Raw genomic sequence first — 18,916 nt, 5'->3', positions numbered from 1 at the left:
TCGTCACACATGTCGACGTTATTGATATCGATACCACTATGACCCATGCTGCCCCATCCTTGGGAGGAAACATGAGCCGACAGAAGAACCCGGCCCGCCGCGCCGCCACCGCGCTCGCCGCCATGCCGCTGACAGGCGCGGCCGGTCCAGCGCTGGCCGACACGCTGCTGACCTACCCCGTGCCGCCGCAGCTGATGTACACGGCGCACAACGACGACTTCACCGTGCGGGTGCGCACGCCGGGCGGCGAATGGCGCGACCTCTACGAGTACCGGGTGCAGGTCGACACCGACACCAAGCAGAACGCCTCGCTGGTCTATTTCGACTTCGACGGGACAGTCGAGCTGGAGGTGATGAAGAACAACGGCCGCTTTTCCGAGGTCTCGGTCGCGCCGCTGTCGAGCGCGGTGAAGCCCTGGCGCGAAGGCTCGATCCTGCGCATGACTCTGACCAAGCCCGAGCGCTTCTCGTTGCAGTTCGACGACGACCGCCTGCGCAACCTGCACATCGTGGCCGGCGCCCCGCCCCCTGCCCGTCCGACCGGCGCCGACGTCGTCTATTTCGGACCAGGGTTCCATGTCCCGCCCGCGGGCCTCGACCATTTCCCGGTCAAGTCGGGCCAACGCGTCCACATGGACGGCGGCGCGGTGCTGAAGGGCGCCTTCGACCTCTCCGGTATCCGTGACGTGAAGATCTCCGGACGCGGCCTGCTGTGGGATCCCGGCCGGGCGATCGACCTGGAGAAGGCCCGCGATGTCGAGATCTCGGACCTGATCATCGTCAACAGCGACCGCAAAGACGCCGCGCGGGTGATGAATATCCGCAATTCCGAGAACGTCACGGTAAGCCAGCTGACCGGCTTCACCTCGGGCAAGTGGTCGGACGGGATCAACATCTCGACCTCGCGCCACGTGAAGGTGCGCGACGGCTATCTGCGGGTCTCGGACGACGCCGTGGTGGTCTATGCGGTGGCCGACTGCCCGATCTGCCGCCAGAAGGCCGCCCAGACCGGGATCCCCGATCCGAACCCGCCGGGCGACACCTTCGACATCCAGGTCTCGAACATGCGCCTGTGGGTCGATGTCGCCCACGCCCTCTATATCGGCCATTTCGGCGACAACGCCGATCCGCGCACCATCCGCGACGTGACCTTCGACAACATCGACGTCGCCAACCTGGACGAGGACGATCCAGACTGGGAGGGCGTGATCGCCGCCTATTCCGGCGACAGCACGCTGATCCGCGACATCACCTTCAGCAACGTGCGGGTCGACCGCATCGAGGAAGGCAAGCTGATCAATATCGTGGCCGGGAACAACCCACGCTACAACAAGGCGCCCGGCCGCGGGATCGACGGCCTGACGATCCGCAACGTCGCCTACACGGGCCAGGGCATGCCCAGCCAGTCGATCATCCGGGGCCTGTCTCCCCAGACGGCGGTGAAGAACGTGACGATCGAGAACCTGACCATCGGCGGCAAGCCGGTGAAGTCGGCCAAGGACGGCGACATCGCCGTCAGCGGAGAGATCTCGGGCCTCTCCTTCCGCTGAGCGCAAAAAGAAGGGCGCCGTCGTCGACGGCGCCCCGAGGCGGGACTTGATGCGACGGCGATCAGCCGCCGAACTTGTAGCGCAGGCTGATCCCGTAGACCCGGCCGTTCATGAAGTACTGGCGCAGAATGTCGGTGCCGTAGCCACCGTCCGGCTCGCCGACGTAGCGGATCGGCGCCTTGTTGGTCAGGTTCGAGGCTGTCAGCGACAGGGTCAGGTCGTCGCGCAGGTTCAGGTTCACCGAGGCGTCGAGCAGGCCGTAGCCCTTCAGGTAACGGCCATCGATGGGATTGGGCGAAATCCCGAACAGCACATAGTCCGAGCGGGAGGTGTAGACGAGGCGCGCCGAGACCGTCTTGTTCTCGTAGAGGCCGGCCAGGCTCCAGTTCTGGTCGGACTGGAACGGCTGGCGCACCTTCATCGCCCCGAGCGGGAGCTCGGTCTTGACCCAGGTGTACGAGCCCTGGACGCCGAAATCGTGCAGGGCCCGCGGCAGGAAGTCGTAGTCGAAGAAGGTCTGGGCGGCGAACTCTACGCCCTTGGCGAAGCCCGGATCGGCGTTCTGGGTCTGGGTGATGCGGAACTGGCCAGTCGGGCAGTTGTTGGGCGTCACGCCGCTGTACGGCTGCGAGGTGGCCACCGTCTGGCAGCTCTCGATCCCGATCGGGAAGCCGTCGACCCTCTTGTAGAACGCTGCGGCCGAGACGTAGCTGGTCGGTCCGAAATACTTCTCCAGCGACAGGTCGTAGCTGTAGGCGCGCAGCGGCTGCAGGTTGGCGTTGCCCTGGCTGCCCGTGCCGCTGGTCAGGTTGACCGTCACGGTCGGGTTGATGTCGCCGACGCTGGGTCGGGTCATGCCCTTGCCGAAACCGAAGCGCAGCAGCAGGTCGTCCTGGATGTAGCCGGCCAGGTTCAGGGTCGGCAGCACGTCGGTGTAGCTGTTGCCCTGGCTGCGCGGCACGATCACCGCCGTTCCACTGCTGGTGTCGGTGACCTGGGCCTCGGCGTCGAGATTGGTGCGCACCACCCGCACGCCGGCGTTGCCGCGGATGCGGTCGTTCAGGAAGGCGAAATCGACAACGCCGTAGCCGGCCAGGGTCTCTTCCACCGCCTTGCGGCGCGACAGCAGCACCTCGGGCAGCGAGTCCTCGGCGGGGATGCCGGCCAGGGCGAAGCGATTGCGGACGTTGTCGCCTAGCAGGGCGTCGGGCGAGAAGGTCAGGAAGCCGCCCGAATAGCCCGCCTCGCCGTCGAACCAGTTGGTGTGCGAGCCAGCGACAAGGTCCTGCACCGTGGAGGCGAGGATACCGTTCGACTGGCTGGCCGTCAGGGCCAGGCCGTCGGTGGTCAGGTTCTTGCCGCTGAAGGAGTAGTTGTAGAACTTCGACTTCTTTCGGTAGTAGCGCGCGCCGAACTTCACGGCCTTGATGAAGCTGTCGTTGACGCGCAGCTTGCCGTCGAACTGGGCGGCCAGGCCGGCGTCGTCATAGACGTTGTTGGTGCCGTTGGCGTAGTTCAGCAGCACCCAGTTGGCGGGGTTCGACAGGTCGGGCCCGCTGATCGACAGGGCCTGTGGCGTTCCGATCGAACGGGTCACGTTCCAGCCCAGGCCCGCGCGGGGGGTCATGGTCACGGACCGGTTGTCCTGGTGCTGGTCGGCCTTGACGTAGGACAGGTCGGCCTTGAGATCGAGGTCGTCGGTCGGCGACCACTTGGCGCCGCCAGCCAGGATCCAGGTCTTGTAGATGCGGTGCTCGTCGCCGCCGATCGACGAGAAGCTCGAGCCCAGGAATGTGCCGCTTCCGAAGCGCTGGCCGGCCAGCACCGCGTCCTCGCCGCCGTTGGCGTTGCGGTTGGCCAGGCCCTCGGTGGTGCTGAACGGAGTGGTCGCCAGGCCCTGGACGTAGCGGCTGTCGACGCCGTTCAGGAAGCGATAGCCCTGGTGGTAGAGGTAGGAGTTGTAGTTGCCGTCGACATAGAACTCGAGGCCCGGGCGGACCTTCCACTGGAAGGCGCCGGCGAAGCCCTTGCGGGTGCGCTGGATATCCTCCTCGTTCACGTTGATCTGCACGCCGGCCATGTTGACCAGGTTGGCGCGCTCGGCCGAGGTCAGGGCCAGGGGGTTGGCCACGTCGGCCAGGAAGGCGACGTCGCTACGGCCGGCATAGGCCTGGTTGTAGGCGCTGTTGCCGATGTACTCGGCGCTGTCGGCGCGCACCACGCGGCGCAGATTGGTTCCGCCGGGACCGGGCGCGTTGTCGGAACGGTTCCAGCTCTTCTGGTAGTTGGCGCCCAGCAGCAGGCCCATCTCGCCGTCGCCGACGTCCCACTTGTGCGAGACGAGGCCGAAGTATTCCGGCTGCATCTGCTTGACCATGTCGTTGTAGCGGCCCGAGATCGCCACGCTGCCCGACATCTTCGGCAGGTCGAGCGGACGGCGGGTCTTGATGTCGACGAGGCCGCCGATGCCGCCCTCGATGTGCTCGGCCGAGGGGTTCTTGTAGACGTCCAGGCCCGCGATCATGCCGGGGATGGCGGCCTCGATATTGAACTCGCTACCACCGGCGGTGAAGTACGAGCGGCCGTCGACCTGCGAGGCGGTCTGGCCCGACAGGCCCCGGATCGTCAGGCCCGAGCCGGCGCCGACCGGCGAGGCCCCCTCCCCGCCGTAGCGATAGCCCTGCACGCCCGGAATGCGGGTCAGGGTCTCGGCGACATTGGGGTCGGGCAGCTTGCCGATGTCCTCGGCGCGGATGGAGTCGACGACCTCCATGGTGTTCTTCTTGACCTGCACGGCCGACTGCAGACTCTGGCGGATGCCGGTGACGACCACCTCCTCGACGGCCTCCTCGGTCGCCGGGGTCGGCGTTGTCTGGGCGTGGGCGGCGCCGAACGCGCCCAGCGCGACGGCCAGCGTCGATGCTGTCAGGAACAGACGCGATTGAACTTCGGACTTCATGGCTTCCCCTCCTGCGGAGCCTGCGCCCGATAAGCCGGCGCGGCCCGTCAGATCCCGCGCGAAGCGGGCTTTCCCTGTTGGCTCGGGCGCTTGACGCGCCCTCTCTGTTTCACTCCCGGGTCGGGGGCGTCGCCTGCACGGCGATCTTCTCCAACCACATAATCTTGTTATCGATATCATAAATCGCTGACAAGAGATTTTGTCAGACAAATGCGATGATTGTGGTTCAGTTGGGCGGCGACGATCGACGCGCCAGAGCCACGTCGCCAGAGCAAGCCTTGGCGGCGCCGTCGACCTTGATCGCGCGCGCGCCGTCGCAGGCCAGGCGGATGGCGTAGGTCGGCTGGCCCTGAATGCTGGCTTCGACGCCCTGCCCCGCCCTGTCCTTGACCACGAAGGCCTTGGACAGGCTGTCGAGCTCGACGCGCCCGTCGCGGCGCAGATAACTGCCGTCGGCCACGAACCACCGCCGCGGCTTGGCCGCGCTGCCCCCTTCCGGATAGGTCAGCGCGAGAATGTAGGCGTCGGTCTGCCAACCGCCGAGGTCGGCGTTGGCGTTGCGGTGGCGGATGCGACCGTCGGCCAGCAGGTTGAAATAGACCTCGGTGACCTCGCCCTTCTGGGTGATCCGCACCATCAGCCAGTCCTTGGTCTCGCCCCTCTCGATCCTGGGCGCGGGGCTCGATCCGTTGGGCGTCAGGGCGACCACGAACTTGGTCCGGTCGGTGACGCCCGGCGCCTGCAGGCGCAGGTAGGGCTGAACCTCGTCGGGGGCGTGATCCTTCAGGCCCTTGCCCTCGGCCATCCGTATCAGCTCGGGATAGTCGGTGAACAGGCCCGCGTCCGGCAAGGTCTCGGGGAACAGCGGCCGCACCGCGACCTCGGCCTCGCCGTTCCTGACGGTGATCACCTGCCCCTGGCGCCTGGCCTCGCCCTCGTAGTGCATCAGCCACTCGAACTGGCCTGGCGCCCAGCCCTTCAGGTCGTCGATGACCAGGATCACGTCGCCGATCCACATGAAGCTGCGATACTTGCGCTCGAAGGTCCGGGCGTTGGGACCGGTGGCGTCGGCCCACACGAAGCGCAGATCGCCGGCGTCGACCAGATGGTCCACCCGCCCCACGAAGTGCGAGCCGTTGTAGGTGTTGCTTTCCGGCTCGGCCTTGCCGTCCAGGGTGACGACGTTGTGGGCCACGCTCTGGCGGTAATAGCCGTCATACTCGGGCCGGGCGTAGCTGCTGTTGCCGGAGTCGATCAGCAGCTGCTTGCCCTTGTGCCAGAGGATGAAGCTTCCGGCGTCGGCATGGTTGTGGTTCCAGGTGAAGCCCGAGCGCAGCGCCAGGAAGGTGGCGTCCGGCGCCCAGGACGAGCGCAGGGTCGCCGCCCCAAGGTCGCTGTCGATCCAGCTGGTCGGCAGGCCCGGACCTTTGCCAACCGAGGCCCGGGCCTTGACCGAGGGCCACTGCACCATGTTCTCGGGCTCGGCGAACACGTCCTGCTTGGGATCGGGACGCACGGTGTTCAGGTACCAGAGATAGCGCGACTGCTGGTCGCCCGTGGCCCACAGGTTGGCGATGGCGCTGGCGCCGCTGGAGGTCGGATTGCCGTCGCCGAAGTTGGTCGACAGGAAGCCGCCCGTGGTCGGGTAGAGGTTTTGGATGAAGTAGTCGCCCAGCCCCTCGAGGCGCGGCGTCGCCGCCGGCTGCTCCTTGAAGGCGTCCAGCCAGGCGCGCTTGAAGCGCAGATAGCCTTCGGCAGCGAAGTCGGCGTAGTTGATGCTCTCGACGAAGGCCCCGTTTGACGCGAAGTGAGCCGGCTTGGTCTCGATGGCGCTGCCGTCGTAGTTGGCCCACTCCTGCGCCGCCTCGTCGATGCGGCGGATCCAGGCCTCGGCCTGGGGCTCCTCGGTCTTGATGGCGATCGCCGCGACGCCGGCCCCGAAGACGATATGGCTGAACCAGTTGTGGCCCATGGTGTCGAGGCTGTGGATCCGCTCCTTGCCGTCGATCCAGTCGTTCAGGGTCGGGCGGATAGCGCCCTTGACCAGGGCCTTGGCCAGACGGTCGCGCTCGGCGGGGCTGAGCGCGTCATGGATGGCGTCGAACGTCAGGCCGAAGGTATAGGCGCTGGTTCCCATGCCGAGGTCGGAATTCCAGACCGGGTTGCGGGCCAGGAGCGGCTTGTCGGTCACCCAGTTGGCGCGGTTCGCATAGACGTCGAGCAGGACCTTGGCGCGATCGGCGTACTTGCGCTCGCCGGTCATGCGATAGGTCAGCGACAGGCCCATCAGGGCGGCGTTCAGCTCACGGTCGTTGGCCGGCTTGCGGGTCAGGGCCGTGTCGGCGTCGGCGCGGGCCTTGGCCCAGGCGGCCTTGGCGTCGGGATCCTCCGCCACGCGGGCCTTGAACTGCGAGACGTGGACGTCGCTGAAGGTCAGGTACGGATGGCCAGACTTCAGGGTCTGGGCGCCGGCCGCCCCGGCCAGGAGACAGCTTGCCAGGGCCAGGCCCGACACCATCCGCTTTGCTCGGCTCTTCACGCGCTTCTCCCCGTACGCTTCTTGTGACTTCAGATTATGGTATCGATATCATTTGCGGGCGCAAGCGGCTCCGCTCCCGCCCCCTCAGCCCAGGGCGAGATTGATCGCCATCGACCGCCGCACGCCCGGACTGCGGAACGGGTAGACGCAGTGCAGCATCCACGAGGGCCACAGGTAGAAGTCGCCGACCACCGGCTTGACCGTGAAGAGGTTCTTCACGCCGACGGCGCTGCGACTGTCGATGAACTGCAGGCAGCCGGCCGTGTTCTGGCGAGCCTTGTCGGCCGCGAACTCGGCCTCGTAGGCCGGCGGGACCCGCAGGAATCCGACGCTGGAATAGAGGCAGCCCTGATGGAAATGGGCCGGATTGTAGTCGCCGGCGACCATGTCGTTGATCCAGCCCTCCTTGATCTCGATGCGCAGCTTGCGGGCCTCGAGCTCCTCGGTGCGCTCGTAGTCGCTGTAGTGCATCAGGGCGTTCTCGCACCGGTAGGTGTAGGTGCGGGCCACGTCGTACAGGAAGTCGGTCAGTTCGACCGTCTCGCGGATCACGTCGGTGAAGCGGATCTCGGTGCTGACAGCGCCGGCCAGGTGCGCAGACCAGTCGCGGGCGGCCACCTCGTCCTGCCGCGCCACGATCTCGTCGATGCGGGCGTTCAGGCGCTCGACCACGCCCAGCGGCATGATCGCCTTGATGATCGTCGGGCTGAAGGGTGCAACCAGCCGCAGGTCGTGATCGTGGCTCATGGCCGCCCTCCCCTGACTATCGCGAAGGCGCGTGGATCACCGCCGTCTGGCCCGGCGCCAAGGTCAGGCTCGCGGCGGCCTGCGCCAACTTGCGCCGGGTGACCAGATCGGTCCGCTCGCCCGCCGCCTTCGGCAGATCGACGACCACCGGCTTGCTCCCGGCGTTCATGGCGATCAGGTACGGGCCGTAAGTCGCCTCGTAATAGTAGCCGCGGCCCGCATAGGGGTTGTCCTGGTCCTTATAGCGGGCCTCGGGCGGTCCCTTGGCCACCGGCAGGACATCGCCCTCCAGCGCCGCCGGCGCCTCGCCCGGATAGGCGACGATCGGGATCGAGCCGGCCGAGATGTGCGGCGTGGAGCGACGCACGCAGGTCTTGCCGCTGGGCTCGAAGTCTACCCGCGCGGCGATCGTGGCGATGCGGTCCACGCTTGGGGTCTGGTAGTGGAACCGCGCCAGGCGGTTCACCCCGCAATTGGCTCGCCAGTAGAGCGAGGCGTAGAGCACCTCGTCGCCGTTCTTGATCGCCACAACCCCGTCCTCGGGGTCGGCGAAGACGAAGTCGGGCTGGCCCGGCGTCATCGGCAGCTTCACGTCCGATTTCGGCCAGGCCTTCACGGCCAGCCAGTCGTCATAGGCGTCGAGCAAGCCGATGGTCGTGCGCTGGCCCTTGTCCTTCAGGCGGTCGCGCAGCACGGCGTAATATTGGCCGTCGTCCAGGGCCTGGCGGGCGATCGCCATCAGCTGCGGGTCGCGCGTGGCGACCGCGACGTTGAAGGGCGTATTATCCCAGCCGGACTTCTGCACGTAGGTGGTCGCGCCCGGATAGACCGGATCTCGCCAGCCGATCGGCGCCTCCAGCAGCATGGTGCGGGCGCCCTCGGCGTCGATCCCCGGATAGCGGAAGGCCATCCGCGCCCTGGCCATCTTCAGCAGTTGATCGCGCAGGACCGGATCGCCCTGACCGCCCGGCGTCGCCGCCGTCGCCTGGTAGATGCTGGTCGCCCAGTCGAGGATCTCGCCGTAGCTGCCGACGAAGCCGAGTTCCTTGGAAAGGCCGGCCTTGGTGAAGAGCCTGTAGTCGTCGGCCGAGCGGAAACTTCCGGTATCGGCGGCCGCGCTGGAATAGGTCGGCTTGCCGGCCTCGTCGAGGCTGCCGGTCCAGGGCCTAAGGCCCATGGACTCGTAGAAGAACCGCCGCATGGCCGGCTCGGGCCGGGCCAGCGGGCTGCCCAGCGAGCGCAGGCCCTCGTTGCTCCAGTAGATCCCCAGGTCCACGATCATCGACTGGTTGGTGTAGAGCCGGCGATGGGTCTGGATGTAGCCGAGCCCCGCATCGAGCATGCTGGCATAGGCCTCGCGACGCCTCGGAGCGCCCTGCCCGCCCGCGACCGGTGCGTCGAGATAGGGTGCGAGATCGGCCTGCAGCAGGCGCAGCGTCTTGCCGAACGGACCCATGGCGTCCCAGTCGGCGTTGGTGCGGCTGGCGTCGACATAAACGCTCTTCGGATCGGCCAGGAAGTGGGCGTAGAAGGCGTCGCCGCTCTCGATCACCTTGCGGGCCACGGCCGGATTGCCGTGGGCCTTGGTCCAGGACAGGGCGGCGGCGCGAGCCAGGAACTGCACCTCCAGCACGTTCAGCGGGCCAGGCTGGGCCAGCTTGCGGTCGATCTCGCGGTTCACCCGCGCCTTGAGGTCGTCGAGCACCTCGGGACCGGCCGAGGGCGCGGTCGCCAACGGCGGCGCGGCGCCAGCCGGGTCGCCGCTGTCCAGGAACGGATCGGCGTGGACGTAGAGCGCGTAGATCGGCCGCGAGGCCTGGGCCATCGGCTTCTGGAAGCTCTCGAACTGCTGCGTGTAGACGGCGTAGGGCCCGCTGGCGCGGATGGCGCAGTCCAGCGCCTTTCTCCCCTTGGTCAGGGTGATCGGCAGCGGGAAGGTGCGGTAGGTGAAGCGCCCAGCGAAGGGCGGCGCCTGGGTTCCGATGTCGAGGATCTCGATGTCGCCCAGGTGACGATAACCGACCTGCCTGCCTTCGCAGAACAGGGTCAGCTTGCCGTCATTGACATCGCCGCCCCACAGCCGGATCGAGGCGTAGTTCTGGATCGCCGGATCGACGGCCAGCCGGAACTTCAGGTCGCCGCTGAACCGCGCGCCGGGCTCGCTTGGCGGCAGGCGCCGCGCGGCGACCCGCAGGCCGCCCTCGACGCGCTCGGACGCCGAGGCGTCCACCAAGTGCGCGGCCTCGGACGCCGCGTCGCCGAACACCACCTTGTCGATGAGCGGCGTGGCCGCGCTGGCCTGCGTCGCCAGAAGGCCGAGCAGAGCGCTCGCGCCGAGGATCAGCCGATGGCGGGTCATGCGCCCCTCGCTCGTGATGCTTGATATCGGGGCCGGCGAGCGAGGACACGACATCCTCGCCCGCCGGGCCGTCGTGGTTCCGGCCGGGCCTAGAACTCCTTGCGGACGGTCAGCCACACCGACCGCGGCGCGTTGCGCTTCACCAGATAGCCGGACTCCGGCAGTTGCTCGACGACGTCGTAGACCTGGACCCCGGACGGGAGGTTGCTGCTGATCATCGGGTCGTAGGCCGAGATGTAGGCCTTATCGAGCACGTTGCGGACGTCGAGCGTGACCATCGTCTTCTTCAAGCCGCTGTACTGCACCGAGACGTCGAGATTGTCCTGCGCGGGCAGGAAGCGGTGGTCGAGCGAGTTGGTGTTCAGCTTGCGCTCGTCCATCCAGCGGTGGCGGACGTTGAAGCGGAAGTCCTTGTAGCGATACGAGACCGTGTTGCTCAGCGTCCATTTCGGCGAGCGCGCCAGGAGGCCCGCGTCGATGCGCAGCACGTCGTCGGCCGCGCCGTTGCCGTTGGCGCCGGTGTTCAGCCAGACATAGGCCTCGGTGGTCTTGCCGTTCAGGAAGGTCACTGAAGGATTCCACTCGAGGTCCTTGGTGATCCGCCACTTGGCCCAGGTTTCGATGCCGCGCGTGAAGTACTTGTTGAAATTGTCGGGCAGCAGATAGGTCGAAACGTTGTCGGTATCGATGCCGGTCGGATAGTCGTTCACCGCGAAGTTCTGGTAGAAGTAGGTGACCTGGCCGTTGAAGCGGCGATCGCCGAACGTATAGGCGAACTCGTGGCCCTTGATGTAGGCCGTGGGCCCAAGCGGACGCACCAGGGTGGCGGCGGTCGAATAGCGGTTGATCACGCCCGACGAAGGCTGCTTGGCGTCGGTATAGCGATAATAGATCTTGTGCTTGTCGTTGAAGTTGTAGCCCAGGGCCACGCTGTAATCGACCAGGCTAAGGTCCTTGTCGGCGCCGATCATCTTGGCCGGCGTTCTGGTCATGTAGACGTTGTCGTAGACCGTCAGCGGATCGCCATCGAGGCCGCCGTTGGTCAGCAGGGCGGCGCCGGAATTGCGGGTGTCCCAGGTCTCCGAATAGGTCCGGGCGTGGAAGTACTGGTACTTGATGCTGGCGTTGAAGTCCCAGTGCTTGGTGGGCGACCAGGCAAAGCCCGCATACGGCGACAGCTCCATGATCCGCGCGCGCTGCGAGACGGTGGTGAACAGGCCGCTGCCATATGCCCCCCAGCCGCCAGCGTCGGTCAGCTGGTAGCTCGTACCGCCGTTGGTGACGTACTTGACGTTCAGGTTCTGCACCTGGCCGTCGGCCCAGGCCGAGACCCCCAGGCCGTTGGCCCAGTTGTCGTTCACCTGCTCGGAGCGAGACAGGTAGAGGCCGCCGTTCACGCTCCAGGTTTCACCGCGATAGGTGGCGGTGAAGTTGCCCATATAGTCGACGGATTCACGGTAGTTGTCCTCAGCGCGGGTCAGCAGGACGAGATCCTGCGTGGCGCTTTCCGCCGGCAGCGTGACGCCGTTGACCACGCCGCCGCGCATGTCGATATCGCGGTTGGGCAGGGTGTTGCCGACGATGCAGAGGCTGCTGGCCTGCCAGGTGGCTGCCGTCACCCGCGGACAGGCCGCGCCGGTGCGGTAGTTGGTCCCCAGCTGCGAACCGGCGACGTTGTTGGCGACGCGCGCCACTTCCTGGCCGGCGGCGTTGGTGAAGACGTAGTAGCCGGGCGTACGGTCGAGGTTGTTGATGTTGAGGCCGAAGCGCTCGCGCGTCGCCGCCGCCGAGGCGAGAGAGGCCAGTTGCTGAGGCTTGTAGGACTGGCCGCGATAGGTCGACTTCTGGATCCGCGCCGCGCCGGTGAAGGTCAGGCGCTCGCCGATATCGTGGTTCCAGCGCAGCGACAGGGCGTCCTGCTTGTAGCGATAGCCGTCCGACGGATCGAGCGTGTGACTGCCCGGCTTGAAGTAGTTCGGAACGGTCTGCTTGCCCCCGTTCATGAACAGGTTCACGTCGCGTCCGAAGCCCGGGATCTCCTCGGGATTCTGGTAGCCGTAGGTCGGCTGCTGGAACGTCGTCAGCTCGGCGTTGGTATCGTCCAGATGCTTGTAGACGAGGTTGAACGAGCCGCCGCCGTTGCCGGTGTTGTAGTCCTTGTAAAGGTTCACCCGGAACTGGCCGCCGTGGTTCAGGTCGAAGCCCGGATCCACCTGGCCGCTGGACCGACGATAGAAGCCGCTGACGCCGACACCCAGGTCGCCGGCCTCGTTGACCCAGCCATAGGCGCCGTCGACCTGCTTCCACGACAGGTGCAGGTCCTCGCCCTCGAAGCCCACGCGGGTCTGGATCATCGCGCCCGGCTTCACCTTGCCGGTGATGTAGTTGAAGGTCGCGCCCACCGAGGTGGTGACGCCCGTGGCCGACGAGCCGCCGCGCACCGACTCCACCCGGCTGGTCGAGATGTCGGCGCGGTAGAAGTAGCCGTCCTGGAAGCCGCTGAACTTGAACGGCACGACCGGCAGGCCGTCCTCCAGGATCGTGGTCCAGAAATAGCCCGAGGTGTTGGCCCCGGTGCCGATGGTCATGCCGCGGGTGAAGACCTCGTTGCGGGCCACGCCGTCATTGGACTCGACCACCACGCCGGGCATGTCGCGCAGCATGTCGTCGGCGCTGATCGGCGTGAACTTGCTCATGTCGTCCTCGTTCAGCACCGAGAACGAGACGTTGGCCTTCTTGGCGGCGGTGCCGACCATCACCCCGGTGACGATCACCTCGTCGACGGCCGTGGTCTCGACCGTGACCGGCTTGTCAGCGGCCTGGGCCGTGGACTGAGCCTGCGCGGTCGTCGCCGACAGCGCGCCGGCGCCCGCGGCCAGCGCCAGGACCATGTGAGAAACTTGCAGCGCGCGGTTGCGACCGCGCCGAGGGTTGAGACCACCCATCCTATCCTCCCCTTCGGACTTTAGTCCGACGTCGCTCTGCGCCGAGGCCGACACCCCGACCGCGCGCCGTTTTCGGAGGCGTCGCGACGACGGCTCCGACCGGCTTGTTGTTATCGATACCAGTGCATTTCAAGAACTGTCAACGAGATTCGATACGTTGTTTTCTCATAGCATTCGCATCGGCATTACTGACGTACGCCCACCCCATCCACGAAGAGCGAAACAACTGTCGCCACATCGACGTGAACTGACGTTGGATCCGACACAGATCGACCGATCCCGATTATCCTAGGATGCATTCCACGGTCGCTACACCATTGCGATCCGCACCATCGATTACATGGGCAGAGCCGAATTCACACCCCGGCAGGCCCCGTCACGAACCACCGTGCCATGTCGTCGCCGGCGCGAGATCAGGTCGTCGGCCGCCAGCAGGTCCAGGGCCGCCCGGACGGTGATCCGCGCCACGGTGAAGCCGCTGGCCAGTTCGCGCTCGGTCGGCAGGCGACGCTCGCCGTCGAGGATGGCCGTGCGCAGCCGGTCGGCTATCTGGCGGTAGAGCGCCACGCGCCCCTTGCGCTGCAACGGCGCCCAGCAGACGCCTCGGCCAGACGGATGAACCACCCCAAACGCCCTCCCCGGCTACTTGAAGCTTACGCCTTCGACATTCGGCCCCACCTCGATCACCGCAGGATCGGCCGCCTTCAAGCGCTTGCCCGCGATGGTCACGTTCTCGAAGCTGATGTTGCGGACGGGACGATCGGCGCCGAAGCCCGAGATCGTCGACGGGCTGGGCCAACCGGCGCCGGAAAAGCGGATGTTCCGGAACCGCACGCCGTCGACCAGCAGGCCCGGGCTTGTGCCGTACTTGGCGTTGAACACCGTGCGCACGTTGAACAGCTTGCCCTCCTCGATCTGCTCGACGCGGATGTCGTTGAACAGAACGTCGCGGACGGTGTTGTCGTCACCGGCGCTGATCGCCAGCGCGCCCTGGTACTCGGGATCGTCCTCGTCGAGACCCAGGATGTCGATGTTCTCGAAGCGCAGGTCCTCGAGCACGTTGCGCGCCTTGGTGTCGCCGTGCAGGCCGATGAACACCGCATGCGCCACGTCGGGCCAGAAGATCGAGTCTCGCACCCTCACCCGCCGGGTGTCGCCGACGCCTAACTTGCGGGTGGCGTAGACCGCGACGCTGTCGTCGGAGGTGCGGATGAAGGCCCGCTCGACGGTGACGTCGCTGCAGGCGAAGACGTTGACGCCGTCCGACCACGAGCCGTTGCTCAAGGTCTTGATATCCTTGAAGGTCACGTTGCTCGACGAGGCGCAGGCGATGGTGCCGTGCTTGGGCGTCAGGAAGGTCAGCCCTTCGACGGTGACGTTCTTCGAATCCTGCACGACCAGTTGGTCGGCGGGTCGGTCGATGATGCCCCGGCCGATGATGCGGACGTTCTCGACCTTCTCGGGCTTGAAGGTCCCCTGCAGGATCGCGCCGCCGGCGACATAGATCGTCTGGCCCGACTTCACCGGGAACACCCCGCCGGGCGGCGCGTGCAGGCCCGGCTCGTAGAAGACCACGTCCGGGCCGGGCGCGGGCCTGGCGATCGGAGCGCCGGCGAAGATGTGCAGGTTGTGCAGCCGGTCGCCGTCGAACTCGACCGACAGGTTCTGCGGCCTGTCGATGGCGAACAGCACGACGCCGTTCTCGACCTTGTGCCGGATCGCCTTGCTGGCGGGGCGCACCTCGACACGCTTGAAGTCGCCGTTGTTCTTGCGCACCCCGATCTCGACCTCGCCCGTAAAGTCGAACTGCACGACCGAGACGTCGCTGGGCCCGTCGGAGTCGACCTTGGCGGTGTATTCATAGAGGTCGCGCCACGGCCCGCCCGGCTTGCGCACCCGCACCGTGAAAGTGTCGTTGTGCATGCTGTAGAACAGGCCGCCCGGCGGCAGCGGATAGACGTACAGCCCCGACGCGTCGGCTTGGTCGGCCGCCGAGGCGGATCCCGCCGCGAGCCCCAGAACGGCCGCGCCGACGCATCCCAGCCAGGATGATTTCCGAACCGTGAACCCCATCGCGAACTCCTCCCCAGGCGACGCTCTGCCCGTTCGACGGCGTCATTGTTTTCAGCGCCGAGCGCCACGATCGACGCCAGGCGTCGAAAAGCCTTGCGGATCGCTCGAACACGAATATTGATATCGATATCATATCGCTCACGCAAGCCCCGGCCCAGCGAGCGAAAACGACTCCAAAACCACTTGGTATCGTTATCAGATCAGTCTATGACCCAAGGGTCGGACCAGTCGCGCCACGAAGCGCGGCCGGCGCGGGAGGGTGTCGCATGGCCATCAGGAAGAACTACGCTCTGCTGAGCGCCTTCCTCTTCTTCTACTTCTTCGCCCAGGCCATGAGCATCTCGCTGCTGGCCCTGTGGCTGAAGCGGACCCTGGGCCTTTCCGGCGCCGAGACCGGCGTGGTGTTCGCCGCCAACTTCATCTTCGCGATGATATCCCAACCCCTGTACGGCTTCGTTTCCGACAAGGTGGGCCTGCGCAAGACCGTCCTGTGGCTGATCAGCGGACTGGTCGTGCTTTCGGGCGCCTTCTTCGCCTTCGTCTACGGCCCGCTGCTGAAGACCAACCTGCTGCTGGGCGCTATCGCCGGCGGCGCCTATCTGGGCGTCACCTTCATCGCCGGCAGCTACGCTCTGGAGTCGTTCGTCGACCGGGTGGGCCGCAAGTACGGCTTCGAGTACAGCCGCGCGCGCCTGTGGGGCTCGCTGGGCTTCGCGGCCGCCGCCTTCTTCTCGGGCCGGCTTTTCAACCTCGACCCGCTCTACAACTTCGCCCTGGCCTCGTGCGCGGGCCTGATCCTGCTGCCGCTGCTGGCCTTCGCCAAGATCGAGCCCAGCGCCGACGAGCGCGAAAGCTCCAGCGCCCTGAAGCCCGCCGACGCCATGGCGATCTTCAAGCTGCCCAAGTTCTGGGGCTTCATGGTGTTGATCCTGGGCGTGACGAACCTCTATCTCGTCTACGACCAGCAGTTCCCGGCCTTCTACGCCTCGCACTTCGCCGACCCCAAGCAGGGCGCGGCCATGTTCGGCTACCTGAACTCGGCCCAGATTTTCCTCGAGGCCGGCATGCTGTTCGTCGCCCCGTTCGTCGTGAACAAGATCGGCGCCAAGAACGGCCTCTTGCTGGCCGCGGCGATCATGATCGTCCGCATCGCGGGCTCGGGCCTGGTGCACGGCCCCGTGCCGATCTCGGCGATGAAGATGCTGCACTCGCTGGAGCTGCCGATCCTGGTGGTGTCGATCTTCCGCTACATCGCCTTCCACTTCGAAAGCCGCCTGGCCTCCACGCTCTACCTGGTGGGCGTCAGCTTCGGCCACTCGCTGGGCCTGGCCGTGCTGTCGCCGATCGTCGGCAAGAGCTACGACCTGATCGGCTTCCCCAGCACCTACCTGCTGATCGCCCTGTTCGCCGCCGCGTTCTGGGTCGCCTCGGTATTCGCCCTCTCCCCCACCCCGCGTGAAGCTCCGCCCGCCAAGGCCGCCGAGCCCGACCCGGCGCTTGCGCAGGCCGACCTGGGCGGCGGCGACGTGGCCAAGGTCAACTGACGATGCCCAAATCCGCTTCCCGCGCCATCCCGCGCGAACCTCTTAGCCGCGCCCAGGAGATCCTGGCGCGCCCCCGCCCCGAGCGAGCCAAGCTCGACGCCATCCTGGCGGCCGTCCTGGCCCGCATCGACGCCAGTCTCGACCGCTTCACCGACGCCTTCCCCAAGCCCTCGAGCGAGGACGGGGTCTATGCGCCGATGGACAACACCGAGTGGACCAACGGCTTCTGGACCGGAATGCTGTGGCTGGCCTTCGAGGCCAGCGGCGAGGCCCGCTATCGCCTCGCCGCCGAGCGGCAGGTCGAGAGCTTCCGTGACCGGATCGAGCGCGAGGTCAATGTCGATCATCACGACCTGGGCTTCCTCTATTCGCTGTCGTGCGTGGCCGCCTGGAAGCTGACGGGCAGCATGAGCGGCCACGAGGCGGCCCTGGCCGCCGCCCGCCGGCTGATGACCCGCTATCTGCCGGCCGCCGGCATCATCCAGGCCTGGGGCGATCTCTCCGATCCCGAGCAGGCCGGACGGATGATCATCGACTGCAACCTCAATCTGCCCCTGTTGTACTGGGCCAGCGAGGAGACCGGCGATCCGACCTTCAGGATCGCGGCCGACAGCCATATCGCCCAGGCCGCCAAGCACATCGTGCGGCCCGACGCCTCGACCTTCCACACCTTCTACATGGACCCGAAGTCCGGCCAGCCGGTCGGCGGCAAGACCCACCAGGGCTTCAGCGACACCTCCTGCTGGGCGCGGGGTCAGGCCTGGGGCGTGTCGGGCTTCCCGCTGGTGCATCGCTATAAGCCCGATCCCGGCCTGATCGACCTGGCGGCGCGCCTGGCCAACTACCTCCTCAACCGATTGCCGGACGATCTGGTCTGCTGCTGGGACCTGGTGTTCACCGATGCCGAGCGCGACAGCTCGGCCGCCGCCATCGCCGCCTGCGGCCTTCTGGAGTTGGCCCGCGCCCTGCCGCTGGCCGATCCCGACCGCGAGACCTACGAGGCCGCCGCCCTGGCGATGGTCGAGACCCTCGGCGAGCACTACCTGCTGCCGCTGGGCCAGCCTGGGACCGGCATCCTCGCCCACGGCGTCTACCACATGCCCAACCGCGTCGGCGTCGACGAGGCCTGCATCTGGGGCGACTACTTCTTCCTCGAGGCGCTGGTCCGCCTCACCCGGGTTTGGGAGCCCTACTGGTGATTCAGATCGGCGTGGATTTCGGCGGCACCAAGGTGGAGGCCGCCGCCCTGGACGCCAGCGGCAAGCTGCTGGCCAAGGCCCGCGTTCCCAACCCGGGCGACTACGACAAGGCGCTGGTCGTCGTCCGCGAACTGGTGACGGGCCTCGAGCGGCAACTGGGGGCGCGCGGCACCCTGGGGATCGGAGCGCCCGGCTCGATCTCGCCGTCCACCGGCGTGATGCGCAACGCCAACTCGCTGTACCTGAACGGCCGGCGCTTTCGCGAGGATCTCTCCGAAGCGCTCCAGCGGCCCGTGCGGCTGGCCAACGACGCCAACTGCCTGGCCCTGTCGGAAGCCGTCGACGGCGCCGGCGCGGGGGCCAAGGTGGTGTTCGCCATCATCCTGGGCACCGGCTGCGGCGGCGGGCTGGTGGTCGACGGCAAGCTGATCGAGGGCGAGAACGGCATCGCCGGCGAATGGGGCCACATGCCCCTGCCCTGGCCGACGATCGAGGAACGCGAGGGTCCGCGCTGCTGGTGCGGACAGCACGGCTGCCTTGAGATGTGGGTCTCGGGCACGGGCCTGCGGCGCGACTTCCAGGCCTCCACCGGCAGGACCCTGAGCGGCGAAGAGATCATCACGGCCTGGCGAGCCGGAGATCCTGCGGCGACCACCGCCTTCGACCAGTTCATGGACCGCCTGGGCCGCTCGGTCGCGGTGCTGTGCAACATCCTCGACCCCGACGCCATCGTCATCGGCGGCGGCTTGTCGAACGTGCCGGAGGTGCATGAGCGCCTGCCCGACCTCGTCGCGCGCCGGGTGTTCGCCGACCGCTGGAGCACGCGCATCAAGCCGGCCGTCTGGGGCGACGCCTCGGGCGTGCGCGGCGCCGCACGGCTTTGGAGCCAGGACGAAGCCCGCCAGCTTCTGGCCGAACCCGCCGCCTAGGGTCCGTACTCAATAAGCGCTGGCGGTAATCGGGGGTTGCTGATTCAAGGCTTCTGAAAGGGAGCCTTGAGA

At 66.9% G+C, this 18,916-nt stretch carries 11 protein-coding genes; 4 read left to right on the top strand and 7 right to left on the bottom strand.

Annotation, left to right across the window (positions count from 1 at the left end; translation table 11 throughout):
• Nucleotides 1-71: 71 nt before the first annotated feature.
• A complete protein-coding gene (locus V6S85_RS00055) occupies nucleotides 72-1,550 on the top strand; it encodes a glycosyl hydrolase family 28 protein (RefSeq protein ID WP_334347543.1) in 1,479 nt (492 codons plus the stop codon).
• Between the two features lie 61 nt (nucleotides 1,551-1,611).
• Here V6S85_RS00055 and V6S85_RS00050 read toward each other — a convergent pair whose 3' ends face one another.
• The 7 genes from V6S85_RS00050 to V6S85_RS00020 all read right to left on the bottom strand — a co-directional run bounded on the left by V6S85_RS00050 (nucleotide 1,612) and on the right by V6S85_RS00020 (nucleotide 15,172).
• Complete coding sequence (locus V6S85_RS00050) at nucleotides 1,612-4,509, bottom strand: TonB-dependent receptor (RefSeq protein ID WP_334347542.1); 2,898 nt, start codon at nucleotides 4,507-4,509, stop codon at nucleotides 1,612-1,614.
• A 226-nt stretch (nucleotides 4,510-4,735) separates the two neighbouring features.
• Nucleotides 4,736-7,048 (bottom strand): heparinase II/III domain-containing protein, encoded by a 2,313-nt coding sequence (locus V6S85_RS00045; protein ID WP_334347541.1) that lies wholly within the window; start codon nucleotides 7,046-7,048, stop codon nucleotides 4,736-4,738.
• A gap of 84 nt (nucleotides 7,049-7,132) precedes the next feature.
• A complete protein-coding gene (locus V6S85_RS00040) occupies nucleotides 7,133-7,795 on the bottom strand; it encodes a putative 2OG-Fe(II) oxygenase (protein ID WP_334347540.1) in 663 nt (220 codons plus the stop codon).
• Between the two features lie 16 nt (nucleotides 7,796-7,811).
• The gene (locus V6S85_RS00035; RefSeq protein WP_334347539.1) at nucleotides 7,812-10,154 is read right to left on the bottom strand and encodes a hypothetical protein; all 2,343 of its coding nucleotides are present in this window, start codon (nucleotides 10,152-10,154) and stop codon (nucleotides 7,812-7,814) included.
• 89 nt (nucleotides 10,155-10,243) lie between these two features.
• On the bottom strand, nucleotides 10,244-13,045 hold the full coding sequence (locus V6S85_RS00030) for a TonB-dependent receptor plug domain-containing protein (RefSeq protein ID WP_334347538.1): 2,802 nt from the start codon (nucleotides 13,043-13,045) through the stop codon (nucleotides 10,244-10,246).
• Nucleotides 13,046-13,435: 390 nt separating this feature from the next.
• Nucleotides 13,436-13,723, bottom strand: coding sequence for a GntR family transcriptional regulator (locus V6S85_RS00025; protein WP_165828952.1), 288 nt, complete (start codon nucleotides 13,721-13,723; stop codon nucleotides 13,436-13,438).
• Between the two features lie 18 nt (nucleotides 13,724-13,741).
• Nucleotides 13,742-15,172: a glycosyl hydrolase family 28 protein gene (locus V6S85_RS00020; protein ID WP_334347537.1), complete on the bottom strand. Its 1,431-nt coding sequence runs from the start codon at nucleotides 15,170-15,172 to the stop codon at nucleotides 13,742-13,744.
• A 266-nt stretch (nucleotides 15,173-15,438) separates the two neighbouring features.
• On the opposite strand from V6S85_RS00020, the gene V6S85_RS00015 reads away from it, so the two are divergent.
• From V6S85_RS00015 to V6S85_RS00005, 3 genes are read left to right on the top strand one after another with little or no spacing between them, the layout of a single operon-like run.
• A complete protein-coding gene (locus V6S85_RS00015) occupies nucleotides 15,439-16,716 on the top strand; it encodes an oligosaccharide MFS transporter (RefSeq protein WP_116568862.1) in 1,278 nt (425 codons plus the stop codon).
• Between the two features lie 2 nt (nucleotides 16,717-16,718).
• Nucleotides 16,719-17,915, top strand: coding sequence for a glycoside hydrolase family 88 protein (locus tag V6S85_RS00010; protein ID WP_334347536.1), 1,197 nt, complete (start codon nucleotides 16,719-16,721; stop codon nucleotides 17,913-17,915).
• On the top strand, nucleotides 17,912-18,844 hold the full coding sequence (locus V6S85_RS00005; protein ID WP_334347535.1) for an ROK family protein: 933 nt from the start codon (nucleotides 17,912-17,914) through the stop codon (nucleotides 18,842-18,844). The genes V6S85_RS00010 and V6S85_RS00005 overlap by 4 nt, the downstream gene beginning before the upstream one ends.
• Nucleotides 18,845-18,916: the final 72 nt, after the last annotated feature.

Origin of the sequence: Caulobacter sp. CCNWLW153 (genome assembly GCF_036889365.1) — a bacterium.
In the GTDB taxonomy this organism is placed as follows: Bacteria; Pseudomonadota; Alphaproteobacteria; order Caulobacterales; family Caulobacteraceae; genus Caulobacter; species Caulobacter radicis.
This window is presented reverse-complemented; position numbering and strand designations above follow the sequence as displayed.

What these genes read in the sequence shown, in the direction of transcription:
- V6S85_RS00055 (WP_334347543.1), top strand. Translation starts at nt 72, where the DNA reads ATGAGCCGACAGAAGAACCCGGCCCGCCGCGCCGCCACCGCGCTCGCC.
- V6S85_RS00050 (WP_334347542.1), bottom strand. Translation starts at nt 4,509, where the DNA reads ATGAAGTCCGAAGTTCAATCGCGTCTGTTCCTGACAGCATCGACGCTG.
- V6S85_RS00040 (WP_334347540.1), bottom strand. Translation starts at nt 7,795, where the DNA reads ATGAGCCACGATCACGACCTGCGGCTGGTTGCACCCTTCAGCCCGACG.
- V6S85_RS00035 (WP_334347539.1), bottom strand. Translation starts at nt 10,154, where the DNA reads ATGACCCGCCATCGGCTGATCCTCGGCGCGAGCGCTCTGCTCGGCCTT.
- V6S85_RS00030 (WP_334347538.1), bottom strand. Translation starts at nt 13,045, where the DNA reads ATGGTCCTGGCGCTGGCCGCGGGCGCCGGCGCGCTGTCGGCGACGACC.
- V6S85_RS00020 (WP_334347537.1), bottom strand. Translation starts at nt 15,172, where the DNA reads ATGGGGTTCACGGTTCGGAAATCATCCTGGCTGGGATGCGTCGGCGCG.
- V6S85_RS00015 (WP_116568862.1), top strand. Translation starts at nt 15,439, where the DNA reads ATGGCCATCAGGAAGAACTACGCTCTGCTGAGCGCCTTCCTCTTCTTC.
- V6S85_RS00010 (WP_334347536.1), top strand. Translation starts at nt 16,719, where the DNA reads ATGCCCAAATCCGCTTCCCGCGCCATCCCGCGCGAACCTCTTAGCCGC.